Consider the following 25,993-nt stretch of genomic DNA (forward strand, 5'->3'; position numbering starts at 1 on the left):
CCCGGTCTCCCGCCCGCTTACGCGTCCGGGAGGTGCGCCGCGACCTCCCGGTACCAGGCGACGAACCTCTCGATCCCTACGGCGAGCGGCGTGCGGGGGGTGAACCCCGCCTCCTGCTCGAGCTCGGTCGTGTCCGCGGCCGTCGCGGCCACGTCGCCCGGCGGCGGCGGGGCAAAGCGGAGTACCGCCCGCCGGCCGGAGGCCCGCTCGATCGCCGCCACCAGCTCGCGGACGGAGAGCGGGGTCCGGTTGCCCACGTTGAAAAGCCGGTAGGGTGCGGAGCTCCGCGAAGGGTCCGGACGGGCCGGATCCCAGCCGGGGTCGGGGGAAGCCGGCCGGGGGAGGAGCCGCGCCACCGCCTCGACCACATCGTCGACGTAGGTGAAGTCCCGCCGCAGCTCCCCTTGTCCGAAGACCGTGATCGGCTCCCCGCGCAGGATCGCCCGCGTGAAGGAGAAGTAGGCCATGTCGGGCCGGCCCCACGGGCCGTAGACCGTGAAGAAGCGGAGGCCGGTCGCGGGCAGCCGGTAGAGGTGGCTGTAGGAGTGCGCGAGCAGCTCGGCCGCCCGCTTGGTAGCCGCGTAGACGCTGGCGGGATGGGAGGCGGGGTCCCGGACGGTGAAGGGGAGGGCCCCGCTCAGCCCGTAGACCGAGCTCGAGCTCGCATAGAGAAAGTGCGGCAGGGGGGAGAGCCGCCGGGCCGCCTCGAGCAGGTGTACGCTGCCCAGGACGTTGTCCGCCACGTAGGCAGTCGGCTCGCGGAGGCTGTAGCGGACCCCGGCCTGGGCCGCGAAGTGGACGACCGCCTCCGGCCGCTCCCGGGCCAGCAGCGCGCCGATCGGTTCCGGCTCGCGCAGGTCGAGCCGCTCGAAGCGGAACGAGGCGGCTTCCGCCAGCAGCCGCACCCGCGCCTCCTTGAGGGCCACCGAATAATAGGGGTTGAGGTTGTCGACGCCGATCACCTCCTCGCCCAGCGACAGGAGCCGGCGGGCGAGCGAGAACCCGAGGAAGCCCGCGCAGCCGGTGATCAGGACCTTCATGGCCGGGCCGCCCGCTCCTTCCGGGGGAACCGGGCGTAAATCTCCCGGCGGAGATCTTCGGGCAGCGCCGCCTCTTCCGGCCAGGGCCGCGGATAGCCCTCGGCGGGCAGCTTCCGCGTCGCGTCGATCCCCACATGGCTGCCGACGTTCGGAGTCGCCTGCGCGTGGTCGAGGCTGTCGCAGGGCCCGCGGGTGAAGAGAAAGTCCCGCTCCGGATCGACGTTGGCGCAGAGATGGAAGAGCACGTCCGAGGTGTCGTGGACGTTCACCTCCGCGTCGACCACGACTAGGATCTTGGTGAACATCATCTGCCCCATCCCCCAGAGGCCGTGCATCACCTTGTAGGCCTGGTAGGGATACTGCTTGCGGATGCTCACGAAGGCGAGGTTGTGGAAGACCCCTTCCGGGGGCAGCGCCAAGTCAACGATCTCGGGGAAGGTCGCCTGCAGCACCGGGAAGAGGAGGCGGACGCTCGCCGTTCCCAGGTAGAAATCCTCCATCGGAGGCTTCCCCACAATTGTCGCCGGATAGATGGCGTCCTTCCGGTGGCTGAGGCAGGTCAGGTGGAAGACCGGGTAGGAATCGACCGGCGTATAGAACCCGGTGTGATCCCCGAACGGCCCCTCGGGGCGGAGCTCCGGAGGCTGCACGTAGCCTTCGAGCACGAAGTCGGCCGTGGCGGGGACCTCGAGGTCGACCGTCTCGCAGCGGACCAGCGGGATCCCCTTCCTCCGCAGGAAGCCGGCGAAGAGCAGCTCGTCGACCCCGTCGGGAAGGGGGGCGGTAGCCGCGAAGGTCAGGATCGGGTCGCCGCCCAGGCAGACGGCGACCGGCATCCGCTCCCCCCGCGCCCAGTAGCCTTTTCCGTGCCGGGCCCCCACCTTGTGGATCTGCCAGTGCATCCCGGTGGTCGTGCCGTCAAAGACCTGCATCCGGTACATGCCGACGTTGCGCTTCCCCGTCTCCGGGTCCCGCGTAAAGACCTGCGGCAGCGTGATGAAGGGGCCTCCGTCCTTCGGCCAGGAGCGGAGCACTGGAAGGCGGAGCAGGTCGATCTCGGCCGAGGGCCCCATCCGCACGACCCGCTCCCGGCAGGGCCCGTTCTCGACACGGACCGGACGGCTCTGCGCGAGCGCAAGCCCTTTTTGCAGGAGCTGCCACCCCTCCCGGAACGAGCGGGGCGGCTCCACCTGGAGCAGCGCGCGGATCTCCCCGACGATCTCCTCCACGGGCCTTCCCAGGACGAGCGCCATCCGGCGCTCGGAGCCGAACGCGTTGATCAGCACCGGAAAGGGCGAAACCGACCCGTCCGGGAGCACCGGCTTTTCCACCAGGAGGGCGTACCCTCCCCCCGGCGACTTCATCTCCCGGTCGGCCAGCGCCGTGATTTCCAGATCGGTCTTGACCGGCTCCGCGATCCGGACCAGCTCCCCTTCCTTTTCCAAAAGCCTGACGAACTCGGCAGACGATTCACACGCCATCGATGACCTCTCTCCCCGCGCAAGGCCAAGGAGTGAGTCAGGATACCCTGCAGGCGGGGAAAAAAAAGCAGAAGGAATCGCCGGCCCCCTACGTCGCCGTGGCCGGCCCCGGCCGGGAGTGGAGGCCGCACTCCCGCTTCCACCCGAAGAAGCGCGTTTCCTCCGGCAGCATCCCCTCTTCCCACCGGCGGCTGGTCGGAACGTCGCCCACCGTGACGTATCCCTGCGCGGCCAGCGGATGGCGCGGAATCCCCCACCGGTCGAGATAGGCTTCGACCTCCTGGTCGCTCCAATCGACGATCGGGTGGAGCTTGGCCAGCTTCCCCCGCCACTCGAGCACCGGCAGGTCCGCCCGCGTCCTCGCCTGCGCGCGGCGGACACCGGAGAGCCAGCACCGGGCCCCGAGCTCCTCCAGCGCCCGGCGCATCGGCTCGAGCTTCCGGAGCTCGTGATACCGGTCGAGGCCCTCCACCCCCTGCTCCCAGAGGCGTCCGTAGCGCGCCTCGAACCAGGCGGCCGACAGGGGCGCCTGGGCCACGTGGAGCCGGAGGCCCAGACGCTCGACAAGCAGATCCGCGTACCGGTAGGTTTCGGGGAAAAGATAGCCCGTGTCGACGAAGATCACCGGAACCTCGGGCCGCAGCCGCGTGGCCAGATGGAGCAGCACACCGGCCTGGATGCCGAAGCTCGAGCTGACGACCACCCGGTCGCCGAACCGGGCAAACGCCCATCGGATCCGTTCCTCGGCGCTCTGCGCCTCGAGGAGCGGCTCCCCGGGCTCGCCGCTGCTTTCTTCCCGCGCCCGCCCTCCGTCCGGATCCGGAGAAACCGACCCTTCGCTCCTTGCTGCGAATTCGTTTGGCTTTGCCATATCTCCTGTTAGTCTATAGACTCATGAACCATTTGAGCAAGCTCGAATCCCAGAGCATCTTCCTCCTCCGGGAGGCCTACCGGAACTTCCCCCGCATCGGCATGCCCTGGTCGATGGGCAAGGACTCGAACGTGCTTCTCTGGCTGGCGCAAAAAGCCTTCTGCGGCCGGATCCCCTTCCCGGTCCTCCACATCGACACCACGTACGAATTCCCCGAGATGATCGAGTTCCGCTCCTGGGCGCAGCGCCACTACGGCTTCAAGCTGATCGTGAAGGTCAACGAAGAGGCGATCGCCCGCGGCATCGGCTACGCCACCCATGATCCGGTCACGGTGACCCACGAGCTCAAGACCGTCGCTCTCCAGCAGGCCCTGGCCGAGCATAAGTGGGACGCGCTGATCACCGGCATCCGCCGCGACGAGGACCCGACACGGGCCAAGGAGCGGTACTTCTCGCCGCGCTCCTCGGAGGGGGAGTGGAACTACAAGGACCAGCCCCCCGAGTTCTGGAACCAGTTCGCGCTTCCCGCCAAGGGCGCGGGCGGGCACGTGCGCGTCCAGCCGCTGCTCGACTGGACCGAATACGACATCTGGCTCTACATCCGGCGGGAGAAGATCCCGATCCCGCCCCTCTACTTCGCCCGCAACGGCCTGCGCTTCCGCTCGATCGGCTGCTGGCCGATTACCCACCCGGTGCCGAGCACGGCGGCGACGGTCGACGAGATCATCGCCGAGCTCTACGCGACGCGCGTCCCCGAGCGGGCCGGAAGAGCCCAGGACCACCACGAGCGGAACGCGATGCAAAAGCTTCGCGCTAAGGGATTCCTATAAAGAGGGAAAATCCGCCATGCATTTTTCCGAAGAAGTCCTGCCGATCGTCGTGATCGGCCACGTCGACCACGGAAAATCGACCCTCATCGGCCGCCTGCTCTTCGACACGGGCTCGGTTTCCGAGGGCAAGGCCGAGGAGCTGGCCCGAGCCGCTGCCGCCGAGGGGGTGCCCTTCGAGTACGCCTTCCTGCTCGATTCGCTCCTCGAGGAGCAGGCTCAGAACATCACGATCGACACCACCGAGATCCGCTTCCGGACACAGAAGCGCCGCTACGCGATCATCGACGCCCCCGGCCACAAGGAGTTCCTTAAGAACATGCTCTCCGGGGCGGCCCGCGCCCAGGCCGCGATCCTCGTGGTCGACGCCCGGGAAGGGGTCCGCGAGCAGACCCGCCGCCACGCGATGCTGCTGCCGATCCTCGGGATCCGCCACATCCTCGTGGCCGTCAACAAGATGGACCTGGTCGACTTCTCCGAAGGCCGCTATCGGGAGATCGCCGCGGCCTTAAGCTCCCTCTTTGCGGAGCTGGGACTCCCGGAGCCGACCTCCCTCCCCCTCTCCGCCAAGCAGGGGGAGAACGTTGTCGCTCCGAGCGCTCGGATGCCGTGGCACCCGGGACCGGCACTCCTCGAAGCGCTCGATGCGGTCCCCTCCCCATCCCTCGAAACGCTCCCGCTCCGCTTCGTGGTTCAGGACGTCTACCGCCGCGGGGAGGAGCGGCTGATCGCCGGCCGGGTGGAGACCGGCCGCCTCCGCGTCGGCGAAGAGCTCTTCTTCTGGCCCGGCCGCAAGCGGGCGCGCCTCCGCGCCTTCGCCGAGTGGCCTCCGGAATCGACGCCGCAGGAGGCCTCCGCGGGCCGGTCGACGGCCCTGATCCTCGACGAGGAGATCTTCGTCGAGCGGGGCATGATCGCCAGCTCCCGCGAAAAGCCCCCGATCGAGGCGACCGAGTTCCCCGCCAAGATCTTCTGGATCGGAACCGATCCCCTCCGCATCGGCGAGCCCTACGAGCTGCGGCTGGCGACCCAGTCGGCGGGAGCCCGCGTCACGGAGGTCGACCGGGTCCTCGACGCAGAGACCCTCTGCGTCCAGGATTCCGCGAAGCCCGGAGTCGAGGCCAACGAGATCGCCGAAGTGCTCGTCCGGACCCAGCGGCCGCTCGCGCTGGACAATGCTTCCGAAATCCCCCAGACCGGCCGGTTCATCCTCGCCCGCGACGGGCGCATCCTCGGGGGAGGCATCGTCCTGGGCGCCCGCTATCCCAAAACTTCCCTACCCCCGGCCCACCGGAGCAGCCCCCTCTTCTGGACCGAGGGCGAGATCGACCGGAACGAGCGGGCCCGCACCCTCGGCCACCGCGGGGCCGTTCTCTGGTTGACCGGACTCTCCGGAGCCGGCAAATCGACCCTGGCGGTCCGGCTGGAAAGGGCACTCTTCCGCCGGGGGATCTGGGCCTACGTCCTCGACGGAGACAACCTGCGCCACGGCCTCTCCAGCGACCTCGGCTTCAGCGCCGAGGACCGGAGAGAGAACATCCGGCGGGCGGCCGAGGCGGCCCGCCTCCTCGCCGACGCAGGTGCGGTCGCGATCGTCGCCTTGATCTCCCCCTTCCGGGCCGACCGCCGGAAGGCCCGCGAGATTGCCGAAGCGGCTGGTCTGCCCTTCCGGGAGGTCTTCGTCCACGCCCCGCTCGAAGTCTGCCGCTCCCGGGATCCCAAGTCGCTCTATGCCCGGGCCGAACGCGGGGAGATCCCCGAGTTCACGGGCCTCGATTCCCCCTACGAGGTCCCCGAAGCACCCGACCTCGAGCTCCCCACCCACCAGCTTTCGCCCGCCGAGTGCGTCGAGCGCCTGGCCAAGCTCGCCCTCGAGGCGATTGCCCTCCCGAACCGGCCTTCCCTGCGCGAGGACCCGGCCGCGAACATTTAGCCCGGCGCCACCGAAGCCTCCACTCCCTATACGCCGCAAGCCACTCCAGGCAAGCGGCCGCGCGGGCCTTTTGCCTCGCGCCGCGTCCGTGCGGTCTCCTGCAGGCGATGAAGCGCCGCCGGCCTGATCGCGCCGCGCCGGGTTGCGTCGGAAGGGGCGTCGCCAGGGAATCGGAACATAGCGGCCATTTCTCACAAATTTCGTAGCCGAGGCGCCGCAAATGGGCTTGGGTGCGAGGCGGGCGCAGGTTTTCCACCGGAGCTGTATGAAGACATACTGCGAGGATGGAAAACCAAGCGGGACCGAAGCAGACGAGCCCGTTTTGCAAGCCGTAGGAGAAAGCTTGTGAGAAATGGCCGATAGGTCGCCCAGCCGGCATCCGGCGGCGTAGCTGTGGGCGTTGCTTGCTTCTACCCGCAGCCGCCCTCAGCGGCGTTCTCCTGGGGGAGAGGCCGCCGGGAGGCGGGACGGGACCGGGGCCTTCCAGATCGGGACGTCGGCCTTGAGCTTCTGGATCAGCTCTTCGGCGATCCGGAAGGCGGCCCCCCGCCTTTCGGCGGCGACGCGGAGGTAGAGGGAGGGCTCTCCGACGGGCACGATCCCCACCCGGTGGATGAGGACAAGGTCGTGGCAGCCCTCGCGGCGGGCCGTTTCCGCCGCGATCCGCTCGAGCTCCTTCCGGGCCATCGCCCGGTAGGCCTCGTAGTCGAGTGCGGCGATCGCTTTGCCCGCTTCCCGGCCGCGGACGACTCCGAAAAATTCGACCACGGCACCCGAGGAGCCGTCCAAGGGGAAGAGGAGCGAGGGACGGGCGATTGGACGGTCGACCAGAGAAATCGAGATACCCATCCTTCACCCTCCGCTCACCGGCGGCAGCACGGCCAGCTCTTCGGCCTCCCCGATCGGAGCATCCCAAGAGCTGTACTCGAGATCGAGGCTCACCCGGGCCCCGGGGATCTTCTCGAAGAAGCCGGGGGCGATCCGCTCGAGAAGCTGGCGCGGGGTCTCCTCGGGACGGACCGGGACCGCGCGTTCCCGGAAGCCGAGTAGTTCCCGGGCCTGCGAGAAGAGCAGGAGGCGGACGGTCCGTTCTGCCATCGGCCTACCCTCCCAAGGCCGTCATCGCCCGCGCGGGCTCGTAGTAGTCGCGGAAGGAGTGCTCCAGCGGCTTGCGCCGCAGGGTCTCGAGAAAGGCCGCCCGCAGCCCTGCCCGATCGATCGCCGGGCGGAGAAAGGGGCGGAGGTTGACCTCCATCTGGTTGCCCAGGCAGGGGCGGAGCTTCCCGTCGGCCGTCAGACGCATCTTGTTGCAGTGCTCGCAGAAGTGGAGGTCGCTCAGCGCGCCGATGAATCCGACAACGACCCCCCGCTTCTCCATCCGGAAATAGCGGGCGGGGCCGAAGCCGAGAGCCTGCCCGACCGGCTCGAGCCGGTCTTGGGCTTCGAGCCTTCGCCGAATCTCGTTGACCGAAAGGAAGTTCTCCGGGCGGAGCACCTCGCGGGAGGTTACCGGCATCAGCTCGATGAACCGGAGGATCAGCTTCCGCTCGGCGGCGAAGTCGAGCAGAGGCTCGATCTGGTCCTCGTTGCGGCGGCGCAGCAGGACCGCGTTGAGCTTGACCGAGGGGAGGCCGCAGCGGAGGGCCGCCTCGATGCCTTCGAGCACCGGGGCCAGATGACCCCCGGTGATCTCGTAGTAGCGCTTGGGGTCGAGCGCATCCAGGCTGATGTTGACGCCTGCAAGCCCCGCCTCCCGGAGCGGGGCGGCCAGGCCCGCCAAGCGGGTGCCGTTGGTCGAAAGCTTGACGCTGCGCACTCCCGGGATGGCTGCGATCCCGCGGACCAGGTCGGGGACTCCTGGGCGGACCAGGGGCTCGCCGCCGGTGATCCGGAAGTCGGTGAATCCGAGATCCGCGGCGACCGAGACGATCGCGCGGATCTCCTCGTAGGCAAGAAGGTCCCCCTGTCCGTTCCATCCGGAGAAATCCCGCGGAAAACAGTAGAGGCACCGCTCGTTGCAGCGGTCCGTCACCGAAATCCGCAGGTAGTGGACGGATCGCCGGAAGCTATCCTGGCAAGACATCTCCCCCTTTCCGTTCGCGAAGGGTCGCCGATCCCGCGGCGTTCATCCGTAGCTCTTGAAAAACTTCCTCTTCTCGTCCCCGGCCGGGGCCGCCGGCGGGGAGGGGCGGATCCGCAGGGGCCGGCGGAGGAGGGGAGGAGGAGTCGCCGCTTTCCCCCGGCTCGCCTCCACGTAGGCCAGACGGAGTTCGGTGAGAGCACTCGATAAAAACGCCTTCTCGCCCGGCTGGAGGTTGCCGCGGGTCTTGACCTCGAGGGCCTCGAGCTGGTCGATCAGCTCCCGCGCCTCGGCCAGCCGGGGCTCCATCGGCTGCCCGCCCGGAAGCGGAATGCGCCCCAGCAGCACGAGAACGTGCTCGATCTGCATCTGGAGAAGCCGGCTGAAACGGGCCTCTACTTCGGCCTCCGAGAGAATGACATCCATAGGCATCTCAACATTCCCTCTTTTCGGGCGTCGCTCAACTGCTTTCCGCGGATTTAGGGCCGAACCACCCCGACAACGTATCCCGGGCCTTGCAAATAGGTCCGGAGAACCCGGTTGACCTCGTCTAGCCCCATCGCCTGGAGGCGGAGGAGTCGCCGCTCGTCATAGTCCCACCCCAAGCCGAGGAGCTCGTGGAGCGCCGAGCCGCTCACCACCGCAGCGGGGTTCTGCCAGGACATCTTCTCCTCGCTGACGAGCTTAGCCCGGGCGCGGACGAACTCCTCCTGGGATAGGCCTTCCTGGGCGAGCCGGGCCGCCTCTTCCAGCAGAATCCGCTCCACCTCTCCCTCCTTGCCCGGCGCGGTTCCCGCGTAGAAGTAGAAATATCCGGCCTGCCGGCCGAGGAAGCGTGCGGCGCTCACGAAGTAGGCCAGCCCCCGCTCGTCGCGGACGCGGACGAAGAGCCGGGTTCCCAGGTCCGAAAGCGACTCGGCGGCGACGGCCAGGGGCAGCTGGTCGGGATGGGCGAGCTCGGGGATCGGGAAGGCGATCTCGACGATCGCCTGCTCCTTGCCGGGAATCCGCTCCTCGGCCCGCACGGGCCCGGAAGGCATCGGGGGGAGCGGCGGGAAGGAGGGCGACTCGGCCGCCCCGAGCCGGGGAGCGAGCTCCCGGGCGACGACCGGCTGCCAGGCTCCCGGTTCGACCGGCCCCGCCCCCGCCACGATCAGCCGGTGGGCTTGGAGGACCTTTCGGAGGAAATCCTCCACGTCGGCGACGCCGAGGGAGGCCAGGCTCTCCTCAGTCCCCAGCACGTTGCCCCCGTAGGGGTGGGCGCCGTAGAGGGTCCGGCGGACCAGGTTGCGGGCGACGGCCAGCGGGTCGTCCCGCTCGGCCTGGAGGAGGGAGAGCTGCTTGCGCTTTTCGATCGCGAGCTCCTCCGGGCGGCAGGCGGGCTCGCAGAGCATCTCGACGAAGAGGTCGAGCGCCGGGGCCCACTGGTCGCTCAACACCTCGAGCGAGAGGCCCGCCGAGTTGTTCCCCGCTTCGGCCGCCATCGACCCGCCGAGCTGCTCCACCGCACGGGCGATCTCGGCCGCGGTCCTCCTCCGGGTCCCCTTGAGCAGGAGCTGGGTCGCCAGGAAGGAGACCCCTTCCTTCCCTTCCGGCTCACAGAGGAGGCCGCCGTCGAAAGTCGCCCGGAAAAACTGGAGAGGGAGGCCGCCGGCCAGGGAAAGCATCCGGAAGCCGCCGCCGACCTTGGTCAGCGCGGGGCGCGCGCGCCCGCCCGCCGCCGCAGCCGCTCCTCCCTGTGGGCCGGGGAGAGGGCCCGAAGGGACGAGGTCGACCCGGTTCTCGGCATCGGGCACAAGGTAGCGCCGGGCTACTCGCTGCACCTCTTCGGCGCGCACCGCGAGCAGCCGGCGCAGGAACCGCTCCTTCCAGCCCGGGTCCCGGGCCAGGAGCCAGCCGGAGCCGACCGCCTCCGCCTTGCCCGCCATGGTCTTGAGGTCGGAGATCGCCCGCGCCAGAGTCAACCGGCGCGCCAAGGTGAGGTCCGCCTCCGCCGGCGGTCGCTCCCCGAGGGCGGCAATCTCCTCGCGGATCCGCGCGGCCAGCGCGGGCAGCCGCCCGGGCGCGCAACGGGCCTCGATGCAGAAGGCCCCTAGATCGGCTCCCGCCAGCGCGAAGGCCTCCACCTCCTCGGCCAAGCCCTCTTTTTCGACCAGGTTCTGGTGGAGGATCGAGCTACGGGCGTCACCCAGCAGCAGAGCGAGCAGCCGGAGCGCGGCCGCATCCGGGTCGCCGAACCCGGGCACCGGATAGAGGAAGAACACCCGGGCCAGCTCGCTGGGGAAGGTCTTCCGGAGGTAGCGGGGCCCGGCCTGTCGGGGCTCGGCCGGAAGGACGACGTCGGGGAGGAAGCGGCGCGGCTCGGTCCCTAGGCACTCCTCCGCGGCCGCGAAGATCTCCTCGGGATCGACCGCACCGGCGACCACCAGGAAAAGGTTCTGGGGGGCATACCGCTCCCGGTGGTAGGCGAGGACGTCTTCGCGGGTCAGCGCCCCGAAGAGGTCCAGCTGCCCGATCACGGGATAGCGGACCGGATGCCGGAGGAAGGCGGTCTCGAAGGCGGCCTGGAAGAGCTGGGTCTCAGGATCGTCCTCGACCATCGCGAACTCCCGCCGGATCACCTCCTTTTCCCGAGCGAACTCCCCCGGATCGATCTTAGGATGGAGCACGGCATCGGCGAGAATGGGCAGGGCCCGCCGCCAGGATTCCGCGGGGAGGTCGACATGGTAGACCGTCCGCTCATAGGTCGTGTAGGCGTTGAAGTGGCCGCCAAGGTCCTGGATCTCCTGGACCATCTGGATACCGCTGCGCGTCGGCGTCCCCTTGAAGAGCAGGTGCTCGAGGAGGTGGGAGATCCCCGAGCCGAGCCACCGGCCCTCGTGGATGCTGCCGGTGGCGCACCAGCACTGGAGCGAGGCCACCGGAGCCCGCTCGTCCCGGTTGACGAGCACCGCCAAGCCGTTCCCCAGGGTCTTCTGCTCCACGGCCAACGAAGGGAGCGGGAAGTGGGCGGAGGAGGGGACGGGGGTGCTCATGGCGGCGGGAGCCGGGGAGACCGCCTGGCGGAACCCGGCGGCCGCGGCCCGATCTCAGTCAGGCGGCCTGGGCCTTCTTCTGGGCCCGCCCGGGCTTTTCGGCCTTCGCCTCCTTCTGCTTGCGTGCCGGCCGCACCGTCCGCGCCGGACGGAACGGCTTAACGAACGCCGAGGTGAAGCTGAAGCCCTTCTTGAAATCCTTCCGGGTCCCCGCGCTCGTCCGGCCCAACACCCCGTAAGAAGCCAGGGAGAGGATCACGTCCCCCAGGTCCCGGCAATTCCGGATGCCCCATTCGCTCAGCACCAGCTTGCTCATGGGGCCGAACTCGCGCAACGCGTGCGTGCGCAGCACTTCCAGGATCTCCTTGCCCGACGCGTCGGGGGCGATCCTCCGCTTCCCCTTGCGCTTCCCGCCCTTCCCGGGGGAAAGCAGGGCCTCGCGGACGAAGTAGTACGCCTCGTCGTCATACCGCCCGTCCCGCTGGCAAATCTCCTCGACGATGCTGGCAAAGTTCCGCTTGCGCATGTTGTCCCCTGTTAATTCCGTGCTCCAAAACTGGCGTCCGTCGCCGAAGCCGCTCCGCGCGCGGCCGGGTCGAGATCCGGGCCGCCGAGAGATTCCCGCAGGAGCTTGACGATGCCTCCCAACGTCAGCAAGACGAGCAGGAAGAGCACCAGCCCCTGCTCCCGGCGGGTCAACCAGGCGTCCCGATTCCCCCACCAAGCACGCAGACCGGCCACCGTGTTCATATCTCTCCCGAACGCCGCCGCATTTCAAGCAGTTTTCCCGAAACCGCCGGGCCGCCTTCCCGGGGAGCCGTTCCGCTTTTTTCTTGCTTTTGCCTCCCCCCGCACCGATAGGCGATGCAATGCCCCAGTTCCGCATCCTCTCTCCCGCCCGGCTCCTCCCCCCCTGGCTCCTCGATACGCTGCGCTCCTCGGTAGGCGCCGAAATCGCGGTGCAAACCTACGCAGGGGAAGAAGAGAGCCGGAGCCTGCTCGCCGGGCACGCCTTCGAGCTGGCGGCGCTGCCCGACACGGCGATCCTTCCCTCGCTCCGGGAGAACCTCCTCCTCCCGCTCGCCGGAGCCGTTTCGGATCCGCTGCCGGGCGAGCCTGAGTTCCTCCACCACTATTTTGATCCGGCGAACCGGTTCGCCTGGCCCTTCGGCTTCACGCTGCTGGCCATCGGCGGCCCGGGGACCCCGGCCGAAGTGCCCGGCCACTGGAAGGATTTGGCGTCGGGCCGGATCCCCTTTCGCCCGCCCGACTCCCGGATCGTTTCCCGCTGCTTGCGCGCCGCGCTCGCCACCGGGTTCCCCCCCTCCCCCGCGGCCGTCGCCCAGGCCGGCCCGGAAAGCGGTCCGGCACCGGGAGACGCCCGCATCGAGGTCGATTTCGTCCAGCAGCTGGAGATCCGGAGACGGGCCGGCGGCTGGACCGTCCGCGTCCCGAGCGAGGGGTCATGGATCCGGCTCTTTCACTGGACCCTCCCCCGGGGGTGCGCCGACGCCAAGGCGGCCGGCGCGGTTCTCCAAGCGCTCTACCGGCCGGATAACCTAGGCCGGGCCACCGCGGAGGCGATGCTGGCGGTTACGGCGCGAGAAGCCCGGCAAGCCGTTCCTGCCGAGCTCCTCCGCAACCCCGAGATCTATCCGCCCCAGTCTCTTCTCGACCTCTGCGTCTTTGCTCGGGTAGACTGGCTGGCTCCTCTGGCCGGCGCCGCGTAGCCGGGGCGGATCTTGCGGAACCGGTTCCGGCCCCAGGGAACGGGCGGAAAGGCAAGGAAAAGGAGATCGGTCGCGCATGCCTCGGTGGACGGATCGCTTCGAACGCTTCGCCGTCGACGTCATCCTGGAGCGGCGCGACGGGAAGCGGGCGGCCGTCCTCCGGTGGCTCCTCTTCCTCCTCTCGCTGCTCTACGGCCGGCTAGTTCGGTGGCGGCTCTGGCTCTACAACCGGAATCTCGCCCATGCGCATTCCCTGGGCTGCCTGGTGATCAGCGTGGGCAACCTCACGGTCGGCGGCACAGGGAAGACGCCGGTGGTGGAGAAGCTCGCCCGGGAGCTCACCCGCGCGGGCCGGCGGGTTGCCATCCTCAGCCGCGGCTACAAGAGCGCCTCCGGGGGGATCCTGGGCCGGTGGCGGAGGGCCGCCTCCCCGGGGGAAGCGGTCCGGCCGGGCCCGCGGGTCGTATCCGACGGGAAGCGCGCCCTCCTGGGCCCGCTGTTGGCGGGCGACGAGCCCTACATGCTCGCCTCTAACCTGCAGGGGGTGATGATCCTGACCGGAAAGGACCGGGTCCGCTCCGGCTTGGCCGCCATCCGGCAGTGGGGGGTCGACACCCTCCTTCTCGACGACGGCTTCCAGTATCTCCCGCTCAAGGAGCGGCTCGACATCGTCCTGGTCGACCGGGAATCTCCCTTCGGCAACCGGTTCCTGCTGCCGCGGGGCACCCTCCGGGAGCCGATCAGCCACATCCGCCGCGCAGACATTCTCCTGGTCACCAAATGCGACGGCTCTCCGCTCGCCGCGCTCAAGTCGGAGCTGCGGCGGCTCAACCGTCACGCACCTATCGTCGAATGCGCCCACTTCCCCCGCTACCTCGTCCAGGTCAACACGGGCCAGAAGCGCCCCCTCCACTTCCTCGACGGGCTTCGCGTCGTCGCGCTTTCGGGGATCGCCCGTCCGGAAAGCTTCGAAAACGGGCTGCGGAAGCTCGGGGCGGAAATCGTCTACGCCCGGCGGTTCGCCGACCATCACCGATTCGCCGAGGCGGAGGTGCTCCGTGTGCTCCAGAGGGCCCAGGCCCGCGCCGCCGCTGCCGTCATCACGACCGAAAAGGACGCGGTCCGGCTCCCTTTCCTGAGGACCCCCCCTCCGGTCCCGATCTATTTCCTCCGCGTGGAAATCGAGTTCCTCCACGGCGCGGAGGCGCTCTGGAGCCGCATTCGGGAGAAGATGCGCCCGGAGCCCCCCCCCGCTCTTCCCCACTCCGGCCGAATCTCCTCCTTGGCCGAGGAGCCGGCCGCCAACGGAGCCGCCTCCGCCGTCCTGTGATCCCCTCCTCCCTCCTGGTCCGCTCCCCCAACTGGCTCGGGGACGCCGTCTTGAGCCTGCCCGCGGTCGCCAGCCTCAAGGCTTGGCTCGGGTCCAGGCCTCTGGGAGTCGCCGCGCCCCAAAAGCTGAGCGCCCTCTGGCGCCTCTGCCCCTTCGTCGACCGGGTCATCGAGATCGACCGGCCGAAGAGCCTGCTGCGCACGGTGCAGCACCTTCGCCGGAGCGGATTCGCGGCGGCCCTGCTGCTCCCCAACTCGCTGCGGTCGGCTCTCGAAGCCCGGCTGGCGGGCATCCCCGCCGTGTGGGGCAAGGCGGGGCGGCCCCGTGCCGCGCTCTTGAGCCGCCCCCTCCGGGGCGAACCCGGGGATCGGTTCCCCCGGCAGGCGGCCGCCTACCTGGCGCTGGCGGAGGAGCTCGGCGCCTCGGGCTCCCTCACTCTTCCCGAGCTGCGGATCCCCTCCGCCCGGCGGCCGCCCCCGGAGCCCTTCCTGGCGTTCTGCCCTGGGGCGGAGTTCGGTCCGGCCAAGCGGTGGCCCGAGGAATTCTACATCGAGTTAGCGCGCCGCTTGATCGCGGCCACCGGCTTCCCGGTCCGCCTCTACGGAGCCGCCGGCGACCGCGAGGTCTGCGGCCGGATCGCCTCGGCCGTTCCGGGAGCCGAGAGCCTTGCCGGCCAAACCTCCCTCGAAGAGTTCATCGCCTCGCTCGCCTGCGCCCGGCTGGTCGTCTGCAACGATAGCGGCGCCATGCACCTGGCGGCGCTGCTGCGGGTGCCCGGGGTGGCCCTCTTCGGCTCGACCGACCCGCTCCGGACCGGGCCGCTGGGGAGCTCGATCCGCGTCCTCTCCCGCCCGGTGGCCTGCGGGCCCTGCTTCCGCCGCCGCTGCCCTCTCGATCTGGCCTGCCTGCGCCGGATCGAGCCCGAGGAGGTCTTCGGCGCCTGCTGGGAACAGCTCCGCCTTTCCACCGCCCTCTCTTCGTGAGCGCTCCGAACGATCCCCACGGCCCGCCGCCAGCGGCCGCCCCCGCGCGCGGCTCCGGGGAAAGCAACGCGGCCGCCCACCGGGCGGCCGGGGTCGTCAGCCTCGCCGTCATGGGCTCCCGGATCTTCGGGCTGGTCCGCGAGCTGGTCTTCGCCGCCCTCTTCGGGGCGGGCAAGCTGCTCGACGCCTACTTGGCCGCCTTCCAGATCCCGAACCTCCTGCGGGATCTCTTCGCCGAGGGGGCCCTCTCCACCGCGTTCACGACCGTCTTCGCCAAGACCTGGGAGGAGCAGGGGAAGGCCAGGGCTTTCTCGCTCGCCAACCATCTGCTGGCCGTCCTCTTCCTCTTCCTTTCCGCGGTCTGCCTGGCCGGCATCGCCCTCGCCCCGCTCCTCATCGAGGTAACCAGCTTCGGGTTTCACGCGGTCCCCGGGAAGTTCGAGCTCACCGTCCGGCTCACCCGCATCCTCTTCCCCTTCATCCTTTTCGTCGCCCTGGCCGCGGTCGCGATGGGGATCCTGAACGCGGGCCGGATCTTCGGGCTGCCGGCCTCGGCGTCGACCGCCTTCAACATCGTCTCGGTGGTGCTCGGCGTCTTCTTCGCCTACACCGTGGACCCGCAGCGGGATCCCCTCCACCCCTCCTTCGGCGAAGCCGCCGTCTACGGGGTCTGCTTCGGAGTCCTGCTCGGCGGCCTCGCCCAGCTCTTGATCCAGGTGCCGGCCTTCGGCCGGATCGGCTACCGCTGGCGGTGGGAGCTCGACCCGAAGGATCCGAAGCTGCGGGAAATCTGGCGCTTGATGGTCCCGAGCATGATCGCCGGGGCGGCCGTCCAGGTGAACGTGCTGGTCAACGGGATGTTCGCCTCGGAGATCAACGGCGGCCGCTCCTGGCTCAACTGCGCTTTTCGGCTCATGCAGTTTCCGATCGGGGTCTTCGGGGTCGCCATCGCCACGGTGACCCTCCCCACCGTCTCCCGGCAACACGCCCGCGCCGACCTCGACTCCTTCCGGCGGACGCTCCGCCACTCCCTCCGGCTCGGCCTCTTCTACACGGTGCCGGCCGCCGTCGGCCTCGCGGTCCTCTCCGAGCCGCTGATCCGCCTCATCTACCAGCACGGCCGCTTCAGCAGCTGGGACACCCACCAGACGGCCGCGGCTCTCGAAGCCTACACGCTCGGCCTGGCGGGCTACGCCGGGATCAAGATCCTGGCCCCCTGCTTCTACGCGCTCGATGCGCCGGCGATCCCGCTCCGCGTCAGCCTTTTCGGGATCGGGCTCAACCTCCTGCTCAACCTCTTCCTGGTCAAGGTCCTCGCCTTCGGCCACGTCGGACTGGCGCTCACCACCTCGCTGGTCGCCCTCCTCAACGCCGCGCAGCTCTTCTTTTCCCTCGACCGGCGGGTCTTCCCCGGGGGAGCCGGGAGCTGGCTCTCCTTCCTCTGGCGGCTGGCGCTCGCCTCCGCCGCCTGCGGCCTGGCTGCGGCCGGGCTCGTCCGGGCCGCCGAGCGGTCGTCCCTGCCGGGCCTCCCCCTGGGCGACGCCCTCCTGGTCGCCGGGGCGGTCGCCGCCGGGGCGCTCGCCTTCTTTGCCGCCGCCCGTGCGCTCGGCCTCGAGGAGTGCCGCGAGGCGATCGACCTCCTCCGCCGGATCGTCTTCCGGCGGCGGAATGGGCGCGGAAGAGGCTAATCGCTTGTTCCGAAGCGCGCTCTCCGCAAAGATTCGGTCGTGGCCCGATTCGTGGAGCTGCCCCTGACCGCCGGCGGACCCAAGCTCTTGATCGGGCTTGTGCATCTTAAGCCGCTGCCGGGAGCCCCCCGGTACGACGGCCGGTTCGACCGGGTGGTCGAGGCCGCGCTGGCCGACGCGCACGCCTGGCAGGCGGGAGGGGCGGACGCGCTCTGCCTCGAGAACTACGGCGACGTCCCGTTCTGGAAGTCTTCGGTCCCGGCGGAGACGATCGCCGCGATGGCCGCCGTCGGCGCCGAAATCCGGAGGGAGGTCGGACTCCCGCTCGGCTTCAACGTGCTCCGCAACGATCCGCGGGCCGCGCTCGCGCTCTGCGCGGCTTGCGGGGGGAGCTTTCTGCGGGTCAACGTCCTGGCGTCGGCCCTCCTCACCGATCAGGGTCTCCTCGAAGGGGAGGCGGCTGGCCTCCTGCGCGAGCGGGCCCGGCTGGAGGCGCGGGTCCGGATCCTGGCGGATCTGCGCGTCAAGCACGCCGCGCCTCTCGCCGCCCGCCCGCTCGAGGAGGAGGCGATGGACCTAGTCGAGCGGTCCTTGGCCGATGCCCTCATCCTCACCGGGCCCCGAACCGGCTCCGAGGCCTCGCCGGAGGAGATCGAGCGGGTCCGGAGCGCTCTCCCCTGCACGCCGGTCCTGGTCGGAAGCGGGATCTCCGAGGGGAACCTGGCGCGCTACCTTCCGGCGGCCGACGGTTTCCTGGTGGGGAGCTCCGTGAAGGAGGGCGGCATCGAATCTCCGGTCGACAGGGAGAAGGTCCGCCGGCTCGCCCTCCTCTTCCACCGCACGGGATGAGGCTCCCTCCATGGCTGCCGTCCGCCGGCCCGCTCCGCCGGACGGCCTTCGCGGCGCTCCTCCTCGGGATCGTGATCGGAGGCGTCTGGCTCTGGCGATCGCTCCTCCTCTGGCCGTTTCGCCTCGAGCAGCGCGTAATCGTACTGGTTCCCGAGGCCGCATCCTGGCAAGGCCGGCTTTCCCGCTGGCAGCGGACTCTTCCCGGCGGCCGGTGGCAGCAGAAGGGAGAGGCGATCCCTGTACTCCTCGGCCGCAACGGAGTCGCCTGGGGCATCGGCTTGCATCCACCGCAGCCCGGCCTCCAGAAGGAGGAGGGGGACGGCCGGACCCCGGCGGGCCGCTTCCGGATCGGGCTGGTCCTGGGAACCGCTCCCTCTTTGCCCGCGGGGGCCAAGTGGAAGCTCTACCACCGGAAATCGGAACGGGATGCTTGGATCGAGAACCCCGAGCTTCCCCACTACAACCACCTGGTCACCGTTCCCGCCGCAGAGGATCCGCCGGAGTGGTTTGCGCAGGAGAGGCTCCGGATCGAGGACCCGGTGCTCGAATGGATGATCGCCGTCGAGCACAACTACCCGGATAGTCGGCCCGGCGCCGGCAGCGCGATCTTCCTCCACGGACGATACGGCGAGCGGGTCCCTACGTCCGGATGCCTGGCGCTACGGAAAGAGGAGATCGTCGAGCTGCTCCGCTGGCTCGATCCCCGCGGGAGGCCGGAGCTGGTGGTCCTGACCCGGGAGGATTACCTGCGCCTCTGGTCCGCCTGGCGGTTGCCCCGGCCGGAGCGGGTCGGAGCCGCGGACCGGCGATGATCCGGCCGCCGGTCAGACCGCGCCGCCGAAGACGGCAATCAGGACGGCCACGACCACGATGTTGGCCATCGAGATCGGCAGCAGGATCTTCCAGCCGAGCGCCATCACCTGGTCGTAGCGGAAGCGCGGCAAGGTCCAGCGGATCCACATGAAGAAGAAGACGAGCAGGCAGACCTTGACCAGGAAGACGAGCGCCTGGAGGAGAAAGGTGCCGACCGAGGAGGCCGTTCCCAGCCAGCCGAAGGGGAGGCTCCAGCCTCCCAGGAAAAGGGTGACGAAGAGCCCGCTGGCGGAGATGAGCGCCGCATATTCGCCCAGGAAGAACATCCCGAAGCGCATGCCGCCGTACTCGGTGTTGTACCCGCCCACGAGCTCCTGCTCGCTCTCCGGGAGGTCGAACGGAGCTCGGTTGGTCTCCGCGAAGAGGGTGACCAGGAAGATCAATGAGGAGAGGAGCAGAAACGGCCAGAAGAGAAGGAGGTGCCAATCCAGGTGCTTCCCCGCAAAAGGCAGGAGGAACCAGCCGCGCTCGATCTGAAACTCGACGATCTTGGGCAGGCTCAAGGCCCCGGAAATCAGGAAGACGGGGACCGCGGAGAAGCCGAGGGCGACTTCATAGGAGATCATCTGGGCGCTTGAGCGGATCCCCCCGAGGAACGCGTACTTTGAGTTGGACGACCAGCCCGCGAGCACGATCCCGTAGACCGCCAGCGAGGTGACCGCAAAGAGGAAAAGGGCGCCGATCCCGACGTTGGCGATCACCCCGGGCTGGGGGATCTCGACGGAGAGGCCGGGAAAGCGGATCGGATCGACTCCGGCGAACGGGATCACGCAGACCGTCAGTAGGGCCGGAAGGAACGAGAGGATCGGGGCCAGATTGTAGTAGAAGCTCCGCACGTGTCCCGGAACGAACTGCTCCTTGAGCATGAGCTTGAAGGCATCGGCCAGCGGCTGCCCGAGCCCCGCCAGGCGCGCCTGAAGGAAGGGAAGTCCTACCCGGTTCGGCCCGATCCGGTCCTGAATGGCCGCGCTTACCTTTCTTTCCGCCAGGACGGCGTAGGCGACCAACCCCAGGAGGACGGCGACCACCAGGAAGATCTTGACCAGCGTGCTGACGAGAAAGACGGCGAGCGTGGCTTCCATGGCCAATTCCTAGCGCGCGTCTCCGGGGAGCGGATGTCCCTGGTCTCCCAGACCCGCCCAGCTCAGGCCGCCGAAGGCGGGCACCGCCGCAGCCATCTTCGCGAAGATCTCGGCACTGCTCGCGCCGGGATCCTCCCCCCCCAAGGCGAGGAGGAGCGACCGGAGGATCCAGAGGTCTTCCCGGGCGCGCCCCGGTGGCGGGATCGCCCGCCCGAGCCGCTGGACGCGGCCGGCCCGGTTCACCATCGAGCCGCTCTTTTCGGCGAAGGAGGCGCCCGGGAGGACCCAGTGGGCCTTTTCGTAGGTCTTGTCCGCAAGCAGGCCTTGCCAGAGGAGGACGGAGAGCTTCTCCAGGCCCTCTTCGGGCAAACCGGCGGCGACCGCATCCTCGTGGAGGCAGAAGAGCCCCTTGACCGTTCCTTCCTCGATGCGCCGGCGTAGCTCCGGGAGCCGTTCGCCGCCGCTCCCGATCTCGAGGAGCCGCGCGCCCCGGCTGTTCGGGTTGAGGTCGTCGCTGCGCAGCAGGCCGTCGGCCTGCCCCTTCCGCGGAACGACCTCGGTGAGCACCGCCGGACCGCCGAGGAGGTCGCGCAGGCACCGGACCAGGAAGAGCTCCTCGTTGGTCAGCCGGGCGGAGGCTAAAATCGCGAGCGTGCCGGGCTCCAGCCTGCGCAGGGCTTCGGCCGCCTGCGCCAGGAGAAACGACCACTCGCCCGGAAAGAGCTGGTTCTCCTCCCGCCGGGCCGGCTCGAGGACCCGCTGCTTGCTATGGATGTAATGGAAGCCCAGACGCCCCTGGTCGCACATCCAGTGGGAGTTGACCGCTTCGTTGACCCGCGGGGTCAAGCGGTAGACGATCCCTTCCCGGCTGCCGATCGTCACGTTGCAGCCGGTGGCGCAGTCGACGCAGATGCTCTTGGTCTCCTTCAGGAACCAGACGCGCATCCGGAACCGGAAATCTTTGGAGGTGAGGGCTCCGACCGGGCAGATGTCCACCGTGTTGAGCGAGTAGTCGCTCGTAAACCGCTTCTGCGGGTGGATCGCGAGCCGGCTGACCCCGCCGCGCTCGGTGATCCCCAGGCAGTCATCACCCGCGATCTCCCGGGCGAAACGGATGCAGCGCGTGCAGAGGATGCACCGCTCGTCGTCGAGGACGATCCGGGGGCCGATGTCGACCCGCTTCGGCTTCCGGACCTTGTCCTCCACGAACCGGCTCCGGCCCTTGCCGTAATCGAAGGCAAACTCCTGGAGCTTGCACTCGCCCGCCTGGTCGCAGATCGGGCAATCGAGCGGATGGTTCGCCAGCAGGAACTCCATCACTCCTTTCTGGCAGGACTCGACCAGCGGGGAGCTCGTCCGGATCCCGAGTCCGGGAAAGGCGGTAGTCGCGCAAGCGATCTGCGGCCGCGGCATCCACTGGAGCACCGGCCGCCCCTCGCCGTCGAGGACCGGCTTCCGGTCGGGGCCGAGCTTGGGCGTGCCCATCTCGAAGAGGCACATCCGGCAGTTACCCGCGATGGAAAGCTTGGGGTGGTAGCAGTAGTGGGGGATCAGCTTGCCGAAGCGGCGGGCCACCTCGATCACGTTGAGCCCGGCGGGGACCTCCACCCACTGGCCGTCGAGCTGAACGGGCACCGGCCGGGCGTCGGCCGGCGGCAAATCGTGATCGAACGGATTTTTGATCAAGGCCATGGTTCTTCTCGGTGGCGGAGCCGGGTCAATGGACGGCCTCCAGGCGGCCGATCTCCTCGCCGGCTGCCGCCTTGCTTTCGAACTCTTCCCGGAACTTGCTCACGAAGCTCTCCACCGGCCAGGAGCACGCCTCCCCGAACGCGCAAATGGTGCGTCCGGCGATCTGGCCGGCCAGGTCGAGCAAAAGCTGCGGGTCCTCGGGCCTCCCCTTGCCTTCGGCCATCCGGTCGAGGACCTTGCGCATCCAGAGGGCCCCTTCCCGGCACGGCGTGCACTGCCCGCACGACTCGTGGGCGTAGAAAGCGGAAAGGTTCCGAAGGCACTCCACGACGTCGCGGGTATGGTCCATCACGATGATCCCACCCGAGCCCGACATCGACCCCGCCGCCGCGATCGTATCGAAGTCGAGGGGGAGATCCTCGAGCCGCATCTCGACCTCCTCGGTCTCTCCCGCGGCGTTCTTGCGGCGGATCCGGTAGACCTCGCCCGCGCGCAGCACCTTGGCCGAGGAGCCGCCGGGAATCAACGCCTTGAGGCGGTTGCCGTCGCGGATGCCGCCGCAGACGTCGTAGAGCAGCTCGCCCATCGTGATCGCTCCGCAGTCGTACTCGAAGTAGCCGGGCCGGCGGACGTCGCCGCTCACACACCAGATCCGGGTGCCCGTGTTGTTCGGAGTGCCGATCTTGGCGTACTCCGCGCCGCCCATCTCCACGATATGCTTCACGTGGCAGAGGGTCTCGACGTTGTTGACGATCGTCGGACAGAGATAGAGGCCCAACGCGGCCGGGAAATACGGCGGCTTGATCCGCGGATACGCCCGCTTCCCCTCAAGCGATTCGATCAAGCCCGTCTCCTCGCCGCAGATGTAGGCGCCGGCACCCCGGAAGACGAAGATCTCGAGATCGTACCCGCTGCCGAGAATGTTGGCTCCCAGGAAGTTCCTCTCGCGGGCCTCCGCCAGCGCCCGCTCCAGGATCTTGGCCCCCCGCGCCATCTCGCCGCGGATGTAGATGTAGCCCAGGTGGGCGCGATTGGCATAGCAGGAGATGATCATCCCCTCGATCAGCTGGTGGGGATCCTTATAGATGATCTGGCGGTCCTTGAAGGTTCCGGGCTCGGATTCGTCCGCGTTGCAGAGCAGGTAGACCGGCTTCCGGTTCTTCGTGTGGTCGATGAAGCCCCACTTGGTGCCCGTCGGGAACCCGGCGCCACCCCTTCCCCGCAGGCCGGACGCCTTGACCTCCCCTACGATCGCCGCCGGGTCCATGGAGAGGGCCTTGCGAAGCTGCGCGTAGCCGCCGTGCCGGAGGTAGCAGTCGATGTCGGTCGTGTATCCGGGCTGATCGACGTAGCGGAGGATCATCCGATGCTCCCGCGTCGGGTTGGCCGTTGTCGCTCCGTCTTGAGGCTGAGGCATGGGAACCTTTCTTAACCTTTCTCAGCGCCTTGGGCCGCGCCGTTTTGCGCCCTCCGCCGCCGCAGGATCTCCTCCACGGTATCGATCGTCGCCCGCTCGAACTCTTCCTCATCCACCATCATGGCCGGGGCGGACCCGCAGGCGGCCAGGCACTCGACGAACTCGACGGAGCAGGACCGGTCGGGGCTCAGGTAGAGGCCGTGGCCCGCGGGGACGGTCGCCCCGCACAGCTCCCGGATCCGCGCGAAGAGCTCGTAGCTGCCCGCCAAGGCGCAGGAAAGCGTGCGGCAAACCCGGAAATGGGTCTTCCCCACCGGCCGCCGGTGCAGCATGGGGTAGAAGGTCACCAGCTCCAGGATGTGGATCGGCTTGATCCCGAGCTTCGCCGCGATCCACTCGACGGCCCGCTCGCTGATGAAGCCGAACTCCTCCTGCCAGAGGTGAAGCAGGGGTAGCGAGGCGCTGCGCCGGGAGACGGGGTACTGGGCAATGATCTCGTCGGCCTTCCGCTCGAATTCGGCGCTCGGCACTTCGTCGCCGGGCAGCAGGGGCTGTTCAGGTTCTACCATGCCGGATCGTCCTCCCGCGCTAGCGATCGCACTCCCCCATGACGAAATCGAGGCTTCCGAGGATCGCCACCACGTCCGCCATCAGGTGGCCCGGGAGAAGCTTGGGGAGTATGCTCAGGTTCATGAAGCTCGGAGCCCGGATCTTCAGCCGGTGGGGAACCCCGCCGCCCTTGCTGACGATGTAGAACCCGAGCTCTCCCTTCGGGTTCTCCGCCCCGAAGTAGACCTCTCCGGGGGGCGCCGAGATCCCCTCGGTGACGATCATAAAGTGCTGGATCAGCTCTTCCATCTTCGTGAGAACCGCCGACTTCGGCGGGAGGTAGCTGCGCACCTCGTCGACGCAGATCGGGCCGTCCGGGATCCGGGAGAGCGCCTGCTGCAGGATCCTCCGGCTCTGGCGCATCTCCTCCAACCGCACCACGAACCGATCGTAGCAATCGCCGGCGCTCCCGACGACCGCCTCGAAGTCGTACTGCTCGTACCCGAGGTAGGGGAGCTTCTTGCGCAGATCGAGATCGACTCCGGAGGCCCGGAGGTTTGGGCCGGTAAGTCCGTAGTCGAGCGCATCGGCCGCGGAGATCACGCCCACGTCCTTGGTCCGGTCGACGAAAATCCGGTTGCGGCAAAGCAGCTTGTCGATCTCATCGACGCGGGCGCCGAACTGATCGACAAACGCCTGCGCCCGCCCGACCCAGCCGTCGGGCAGGTCGCGGGCCAGACCCCCGATCCGCGTATAGGTGGTCGTGAACCGGGCGCCGGTCAGCTCCTCGATCAGCGAGTAGATCTTTTCCCGCTCGGTGAAGGTGTAGAGGAAGACCGAAACCGCCCCGCAGTCCATGGCGAAGGCGCCCAAGCCGAGCAGGTGGGAGGAGATGCGGGCCAGCTCGCAACAGATCACCCGGATTACCTGGCAGCGCGGCGGCACGGTCCATCCCATCAGCTTTTCGACGGCGCAGGCGTAGGCGACGTTGTTCGCCAGCGGCGCCAGGTAGTCGAGGCGATCGGTGTAGGGGATGAACTGGTTGTAGTGCATGTTCTCGGCGATCTTCTCATCCCCCCGGTGGAGGTAGCCGATCACCGGGTCTGCCTTGACCACGGTCTCCCCGTCGAGCTCGACCAGGATCTGGAGCACGCCGTGGGTGCTCGGATGGGACGGCCCCACATTGACGATGAGCCGCTCGCCGGCCGGAGCATCCGAAAGATCCTCGCCAAGCGGAATTCTCTCCGTAACCAGACTCGCCTGACCCGTCATCCCTGCACCTCCTCCAGTTCATCCGCAGGATGGGCCCGCGGCTCTCGTTTTTCGCTCTCCTTGGCCGGAAGCGTGACAAAAGGACCTCCGTCCATCGGGGCCGGCTCGCTAAAGGCGACCGCGCCGGCGTCGCTCGCCTTCCCTTCCAACGGGAAATCCTTGCGCAGCGGATGGAACGGATATCCCTCCCACATCAGGATCCGCCGGAGGTCGGGATGGCCGGCGAATCGGATCCCCATCATGTCGAAAGCCTCGCGCTCCTGCCAATCCGCGGTGGCGTAGACCCCCGTGAGCGACGGCACGGTCGGCTCCTCGCCTCCCACCCTCCCCTTGAGCCGCAGGTGCTCGCCGGTCGCGTCCGAGAAGAAATGGTAGACCATCTCGAACCGGGGCTCTTCCCCCAGGTGGTCGACGGCCGTCATGTCGAGTAACATCCGGTAGCCTATCTGCTTGAGAAGCCGCGCCGCATCCACGATCCCCGAAAGGTCCAGCCGGACCGTCGTCTCGCCCCGGAACTCATCCACCCCGAGGATCTTGGCCCCCAGGTTCGAACGAAGGTTCTCGACCGCTTCCCGTTTCGTCATTGTCTAAATCCGCCCGGCAATAGGGATCCCTGCACGCTCGGGCCCGATCGATCGCCGTCTCCGGTCAGGCGACCTGCTTGAGGCGACGGAGCGCGGGCTCGCCGTCGATCTTGGCTTGGATCCGCAGAAGCCCGTCGAGCAGCGCCTCCGGCCGGGGAGGGCAGCCGGAGATGTACACGTCGACGGGAATGAGCCGGTCGATGCCCTGAAGGACCGCGTAGCTCCGGTACATGCCCCCGCTCGAAGCGCAAGCTCCCATCGCGATCACCCACTTCGGTTCCGGCATCTGGTCGTAGATCCGCTTCACTGCGTAGGCCATCTTGTAGGTCACGGTCCCGGCCACGATCATCAGGTCCGCTTGCCGGGGGGAAAACCGCATCACCTCGGCGCCGAAGCGAGCGATGTCGAAACGCGCGCACGAAGCCGCCATGAGCTCGATGGCGCAGCAGGCCAGCCCCATCGGCATCGGCCAGAGGGAGTTTTTCCGCATCCAGTTGATCGCGGAATCCACGGTCGTCAGGACGACGTCCCCCTCGACCTTGGAGTTGTAACCGAGCTCTTGCGTCTGGGCCATGTACGACCAATCTAATGAGGAAGCATCTGGCGGCAAGCAAAAAGGTCCGGGAAGAATGAAGGCCCATAGCGGCCATTTCTCACAAATTTCGTAGCCGAGGCGC

At 68.6% G+C, this 25,993-nt stretch carries 25 protein-coding genes; 8 read left to right on the plus strand and 17 right to left on the minus strand.

Annotated elements, in window-relative coordinates; translation table 11 throughout:
* Positions 1-17: 17 nt before the first annotated feature.
* The 3 genes from MTHMO_RS08600 to MTHMO_RS08610 form a co-directional block, all read right to left on the minus strand.
* On the minus strand, positions 18-1,040 hold the full coding sequence (locus tag MTHMO_RS08600; protein ID WP_202214406.1) for an NAD-dependent epimerase/dehydratase family protein: 1,023 nt from the start codon (positions 1,038-1,040) through the stop codon (positions 18-20).
* Positions 1,037-2,521 (minus strand): menaquinone biosynthesis decarboxylase, encoded by a 1,485-nt coding sequence (locus MTHMO_RS08605; protein WP_202214407.1) that lies wholly within the window; start codon positions 2,519-2,521, stop codon positions 1,037-1,039. The genes MTHMO_RS08600 and MTHMO_RS08605 overlap by 4 nt, the downstream gene beginning before the upstream one ends.
* Positions 2,522-2,609: 88 nt before the next feature.
* Positions 2,610-3,392 carry a phosphoadenylyl-sulfate reductase gene (locus MTHMO_RS08610; protein WP_202214408.1) on the minus strand — a complete coding sequence of 261 codons (783 nt, stop codon included), beginning with the start codon at positions 3,390-3,392 and terminating at the stop codon, positions 2,610-2,612.
* Positions 3,393-3,415: 23 nt separating this feature from the next.
* Here MTHMO_RS08610 and cysD point away from each other — a divergent pair, with 23 nt between their 5' ends.
* Positions 3,416-4,222: a sulfate adenylyltransferase subunit CysD gene (gene cysD, locus MTHMO_RS08615; protein WP_202214409.1), complete on the plus strand. Its 807-nt coding sequence runs from the start codon at positions 3,416-3,418 to the stop codon at positions 4,220-4,222.
* A gap of 16 nt (positions 4,223-4,238) precedes the next feature.
* On the plus strand, positions 4,239-6,152 hold the full coding sequence (gene cysC / locus MTHMO_RS08620) for an adenylyl-sulfate kinase (protein ID WP_202214410.1): 1,914 nt from the start codon (positions 4,239-4,241) through the stop codon (positions 6,150-6,152).
* 426 nt (positions 6,153-6,578) lie between these two features.
* Here cysC and MTHMO_RS08625 read toward each other — a convergent pair whose 3' ends face one another.
* Genes MTHMO_RS08625 through MTHMO_RS08655 form a run of 7 tightly spaced genes read right to left on the minus strand, consistent with a single transcriptional unit; the run spans position 6,579 to position 12,017 of the window.
* A complete protein-coding gene (locus MTHMO_RS08625; protein WP_202214411.1) occupies positions 6,579-7,001 on the minus strand; it encodes a molybdenum cofactor biosynthesis protein MoaE in 423 nt (140 codons plus the stop codon).
* 3 nt (positions 7,002-7,004) lie between these two features.
* The gene (locus tag MTHMO_RS08630) at positions 7,005-7,250 is read right to left on the minus strand and encodes a MoaD/ThiS family protein (RefSeq protein WP_202214412.1); all 246 of its coding nucleotides are present in this window, start codon (positions 7,248-7,250) and stop codon (positions 7,005-7,007) included.
* A 4-nt stretch (positions 7,251-7,254) separates the two neighbouring features.
* The gene (moaA, locus tag MTHMO_RS08635) at positions 7,255-8,235 is read right to left on the minus strand and encodes a GTP 3',8-cyclase MoaA (protein WP_202214413.1); all 981 of its coding nucleotides are present in this window, start codon (positions 8,233-8,235) and stop codon (positions 7,255-7,257) included.
* Between the two features lie 42 nt (positions 8,236-8,277).
* Entirely contained in the window at positions 8,278-8,664 is a 387-nt protein-coding gene (locus tag MTHMO_RS08640; RefSeq protein WP_202214414.1) for a DUF1844 domain-containing protein, read from the minus strand.
* A 47-nt stretch (positions 8,665-8,711) separates the two neighbouring features.
* Positions 8,712-11,267 (minus strand): pitrilysin family protein, encoded by a 2,556-nt coding sequence (locus MTHMO_RS08645; RefSeq protein ID WP_202214415.1) that lies wholly within the window; start codon positions 11,265-11,267, stop codon positions 8,712-8,714.
* 58 nt (positions 11,268-11,325) lie between these two features.
* Complete coding sequence (locus MTHMO_RS08650; protein ID WP_202214416.1) at positions 11,326-11,793, minus strand: Minf_1886 family protein; 468 nt, start codon at positions 11,791-11,793, stop codon at positions 11,326-11,328.
* An 11-nt stretch (positions 11,794-11,804) separates the two neighbouring features.
* Positions 11,805-12,017 (minus strand): hypothetical protein, encoded by a 213-nt coding sequence (locus MTHMO_RS08655; RefSeq protein WP_202214417.1) that lies wholly within the window; start codon positions 12,015-12,017, stop codon positions 11,805-11,807.
* Between the two features lie 119 nt (positions 12,018-12,136).
* On the opposite strand from MTHMO_RS08655, the gene MTHMO_RS08660 reads away from it, so the two are divergent.
* The 6 genes from MTHMO_RS08660 (at position 12,137) to MTHMO_RS08685 (ending at position 18,659) form a co-directional block, all read left to right on the plus strand.
* On the plus strand, positions 12,137-12,997 hold the full coding sequence (locus tag MTHMO_RS08660; protein WP_202214418.1) for a hypothetical protein: 861 nt from the start codon (positions 12,137-12,139) through the stop codon (positions 12,995-12,997).
* Between the two features lie 76 nt (positions 12,998-13,073).
* Positions 13,074-14,327 (plus strand): tetraacyldisaccharide 4'-kinase, encoded by a 1,254-nt coding sequence (lpxK, locus tag MTHMO_RS08665; RefSeq protein ID WP_202214419.1) that lies wholly within the window; start codon positions 13,074-13,076, stop codon positions 14,325-14,327.
* On the plus strand, positions 14,324-15,310 hold the full coding sequence (gene waaF, locus MTHMO_RS08670; protein ID WP_202214420.1) for a lipopolysaccharide heptosyltransferase II: 987 nt from the start codon (positions 14,324-14,326) through the stop codon (positions 15,308-15,310). The genes lpxK and waaF overlap by 4 nt, the downstream gene beginning before the upstream one ends.
* Positions 15,307-16,998 carry a murein biosynthesis integral membrane protein MurJ gene (gene murJ / locus MTHMO_RS08675; protein ID WP_237394859.1) on the plus strand — a complete coding sequence of 564 codons (1,692 nt, stop codon included), beginning with the start codon at positions 15,307-15,309 and terminating at the stop codon, positions 16,996-16,998. Before waaF ends, murJ begins: the two co-directional genes overlap by 4 nt.
* 39 nt (positions 16,999-17,037) lie before the next feature.
* Positions 17,038-17,847, plus strand: a complete 810-nt coding sequence (locus MTHMO_RS08680; RefSeq protein ID WP_202214421.1) for a BtpA/SgcQ family protein — start codon at positions 17,038-17,040, stop codon at positions 17,845-17,847.
* Positions 17,844-18,659: a L,D-transpeptidase gene (locus MTHMO_RS08685; RefSeq protein ID WP_202214422.1), complete on the plus strand. Its 816-nt coding sequence runs from the start codon at positions 17,844-17,846 to the stop codon at positions 18,657-18,659. Before MTHMO_RS08680 ends, MTHMO_RS08685 begins: the two co-directional genes overlap by 4 nt.
* Positions 18,660-18,671: 12 nt before the next feature.
* On the opposite strand, the gene MTHMO_RS08690 is transcribed toward MTHMO_RS08685, so the two are convergent.
* The 7 genes from MTHMO_RS08690 to nuoB all read right to left on the minus strand — a co-directional run bounded on the left by MTHMO_RS08690 (position 18,672) and on the right by nuoB (position 25,890).
* The gene (locus MTHMO_RS08690) at positions 18,672-19,802 is read right to left on the minus strand and encodes a complex I subunit 1 family protein (protein ID WP_202214423.1); all 1,131 of its coding nucleotides are present in this window, start codon (positions 19,800-19,802) and stop codon (positions 18,672-18,674) included.
* Between the two features lie 9 nt (positions 19,803-19,811).
* The gene (locus tag MTHMO_RS08695) at positions 19,812-21,494 is read right to left on the minus strand and encodes a molybdopterin-dependent oxidoreductase (RefSeq protein WP_202214424.1); all 1,683 of its coding nucleotides are present in this window, start codon (positions 21,492-21,494) and stop codon (positions 19,812-19,814) included.
* Between the two features lie 25 nt (positions 21,495-21,519).
* Complete coding sequence (gene nuoF, locus MTHMO_RS08700) at positions 21,520-22,911, minus strand: NADH-quinone oxidoreductase subunit NuoF (RefSeq protein ID WP_202214425.1); 1,392 nt, start codon at positions 22,909-22,911, stop codon at positions 21,520-21,522.
* Positions 22,912-22,922: 11 nt separating this feature from the next.
* A complete protein-coding gene (locus MTHMO_RS08705; RefSeq protein ID WP_202214426.1) occupies positions 22,923-23,480 on the minus strand; it encodes an NAD(P)H-dependent oxidoreductase subunit E in 558 nt (185 codons plus the stop codon).
* A gap of 19 nt (positions 23,481-23,499) precedes the next feature.
* The gene (nuoD, locus tag MTHMO_RS08710; RefSeq protein ID WP_202214427.1) at positions 23,500-24,732 is read right to left on the minus strand and encodes an NADH dehydrogenase (quinone) subunit D; all 1,233 of its coding nucleotides are present in this window, start codon (positions 24,730-24,732) and stop codon (positions 23,500-23,502) included.
* Positions 24,729-25,316 carry an NADH-quinone oxidoreductase subunit C gene (locus tag MTHMO_RS08715; protein WP_202214428.1) on the minus strand — a complete coding sequence of 196 codons (588 nt, stop codon included), beginning with the start codon at positions 25,314-25,316 and terminating at the stop codon, positions 24,729-24,731. The genes nuoD and MTHMO_RS08715 overlap by 4 nt, the downstream gene beginning before the upstream one ends.
* A gap of 64 nt (positions 25,317-25,380) precedes the next feature.
* Positions 25,381-25,890, minus strand: coding sequence for an NADH-quinone oxidoreductase subunit NuoB (gene nuoB, locus MTHMO_RS08720; protein ID WP_202214429.1), 510 nt, complete (start codon positions 25,888-25,890; stop codon positions 25,381-25,383).
* Positions 25,891-25,993: the final 103 nt, after the last annotated feature.

The organism is Methylacidimicrobium sp. AP8, assembly GCF_903064525.1.
Taxonomy (GTDB): domain Bacteria; phylum Verrucomicrobiota; class Verrucomicrobiia; order Methylacidiphilales; family Methylacidiphilaceae; genus Methylacidimicrobium.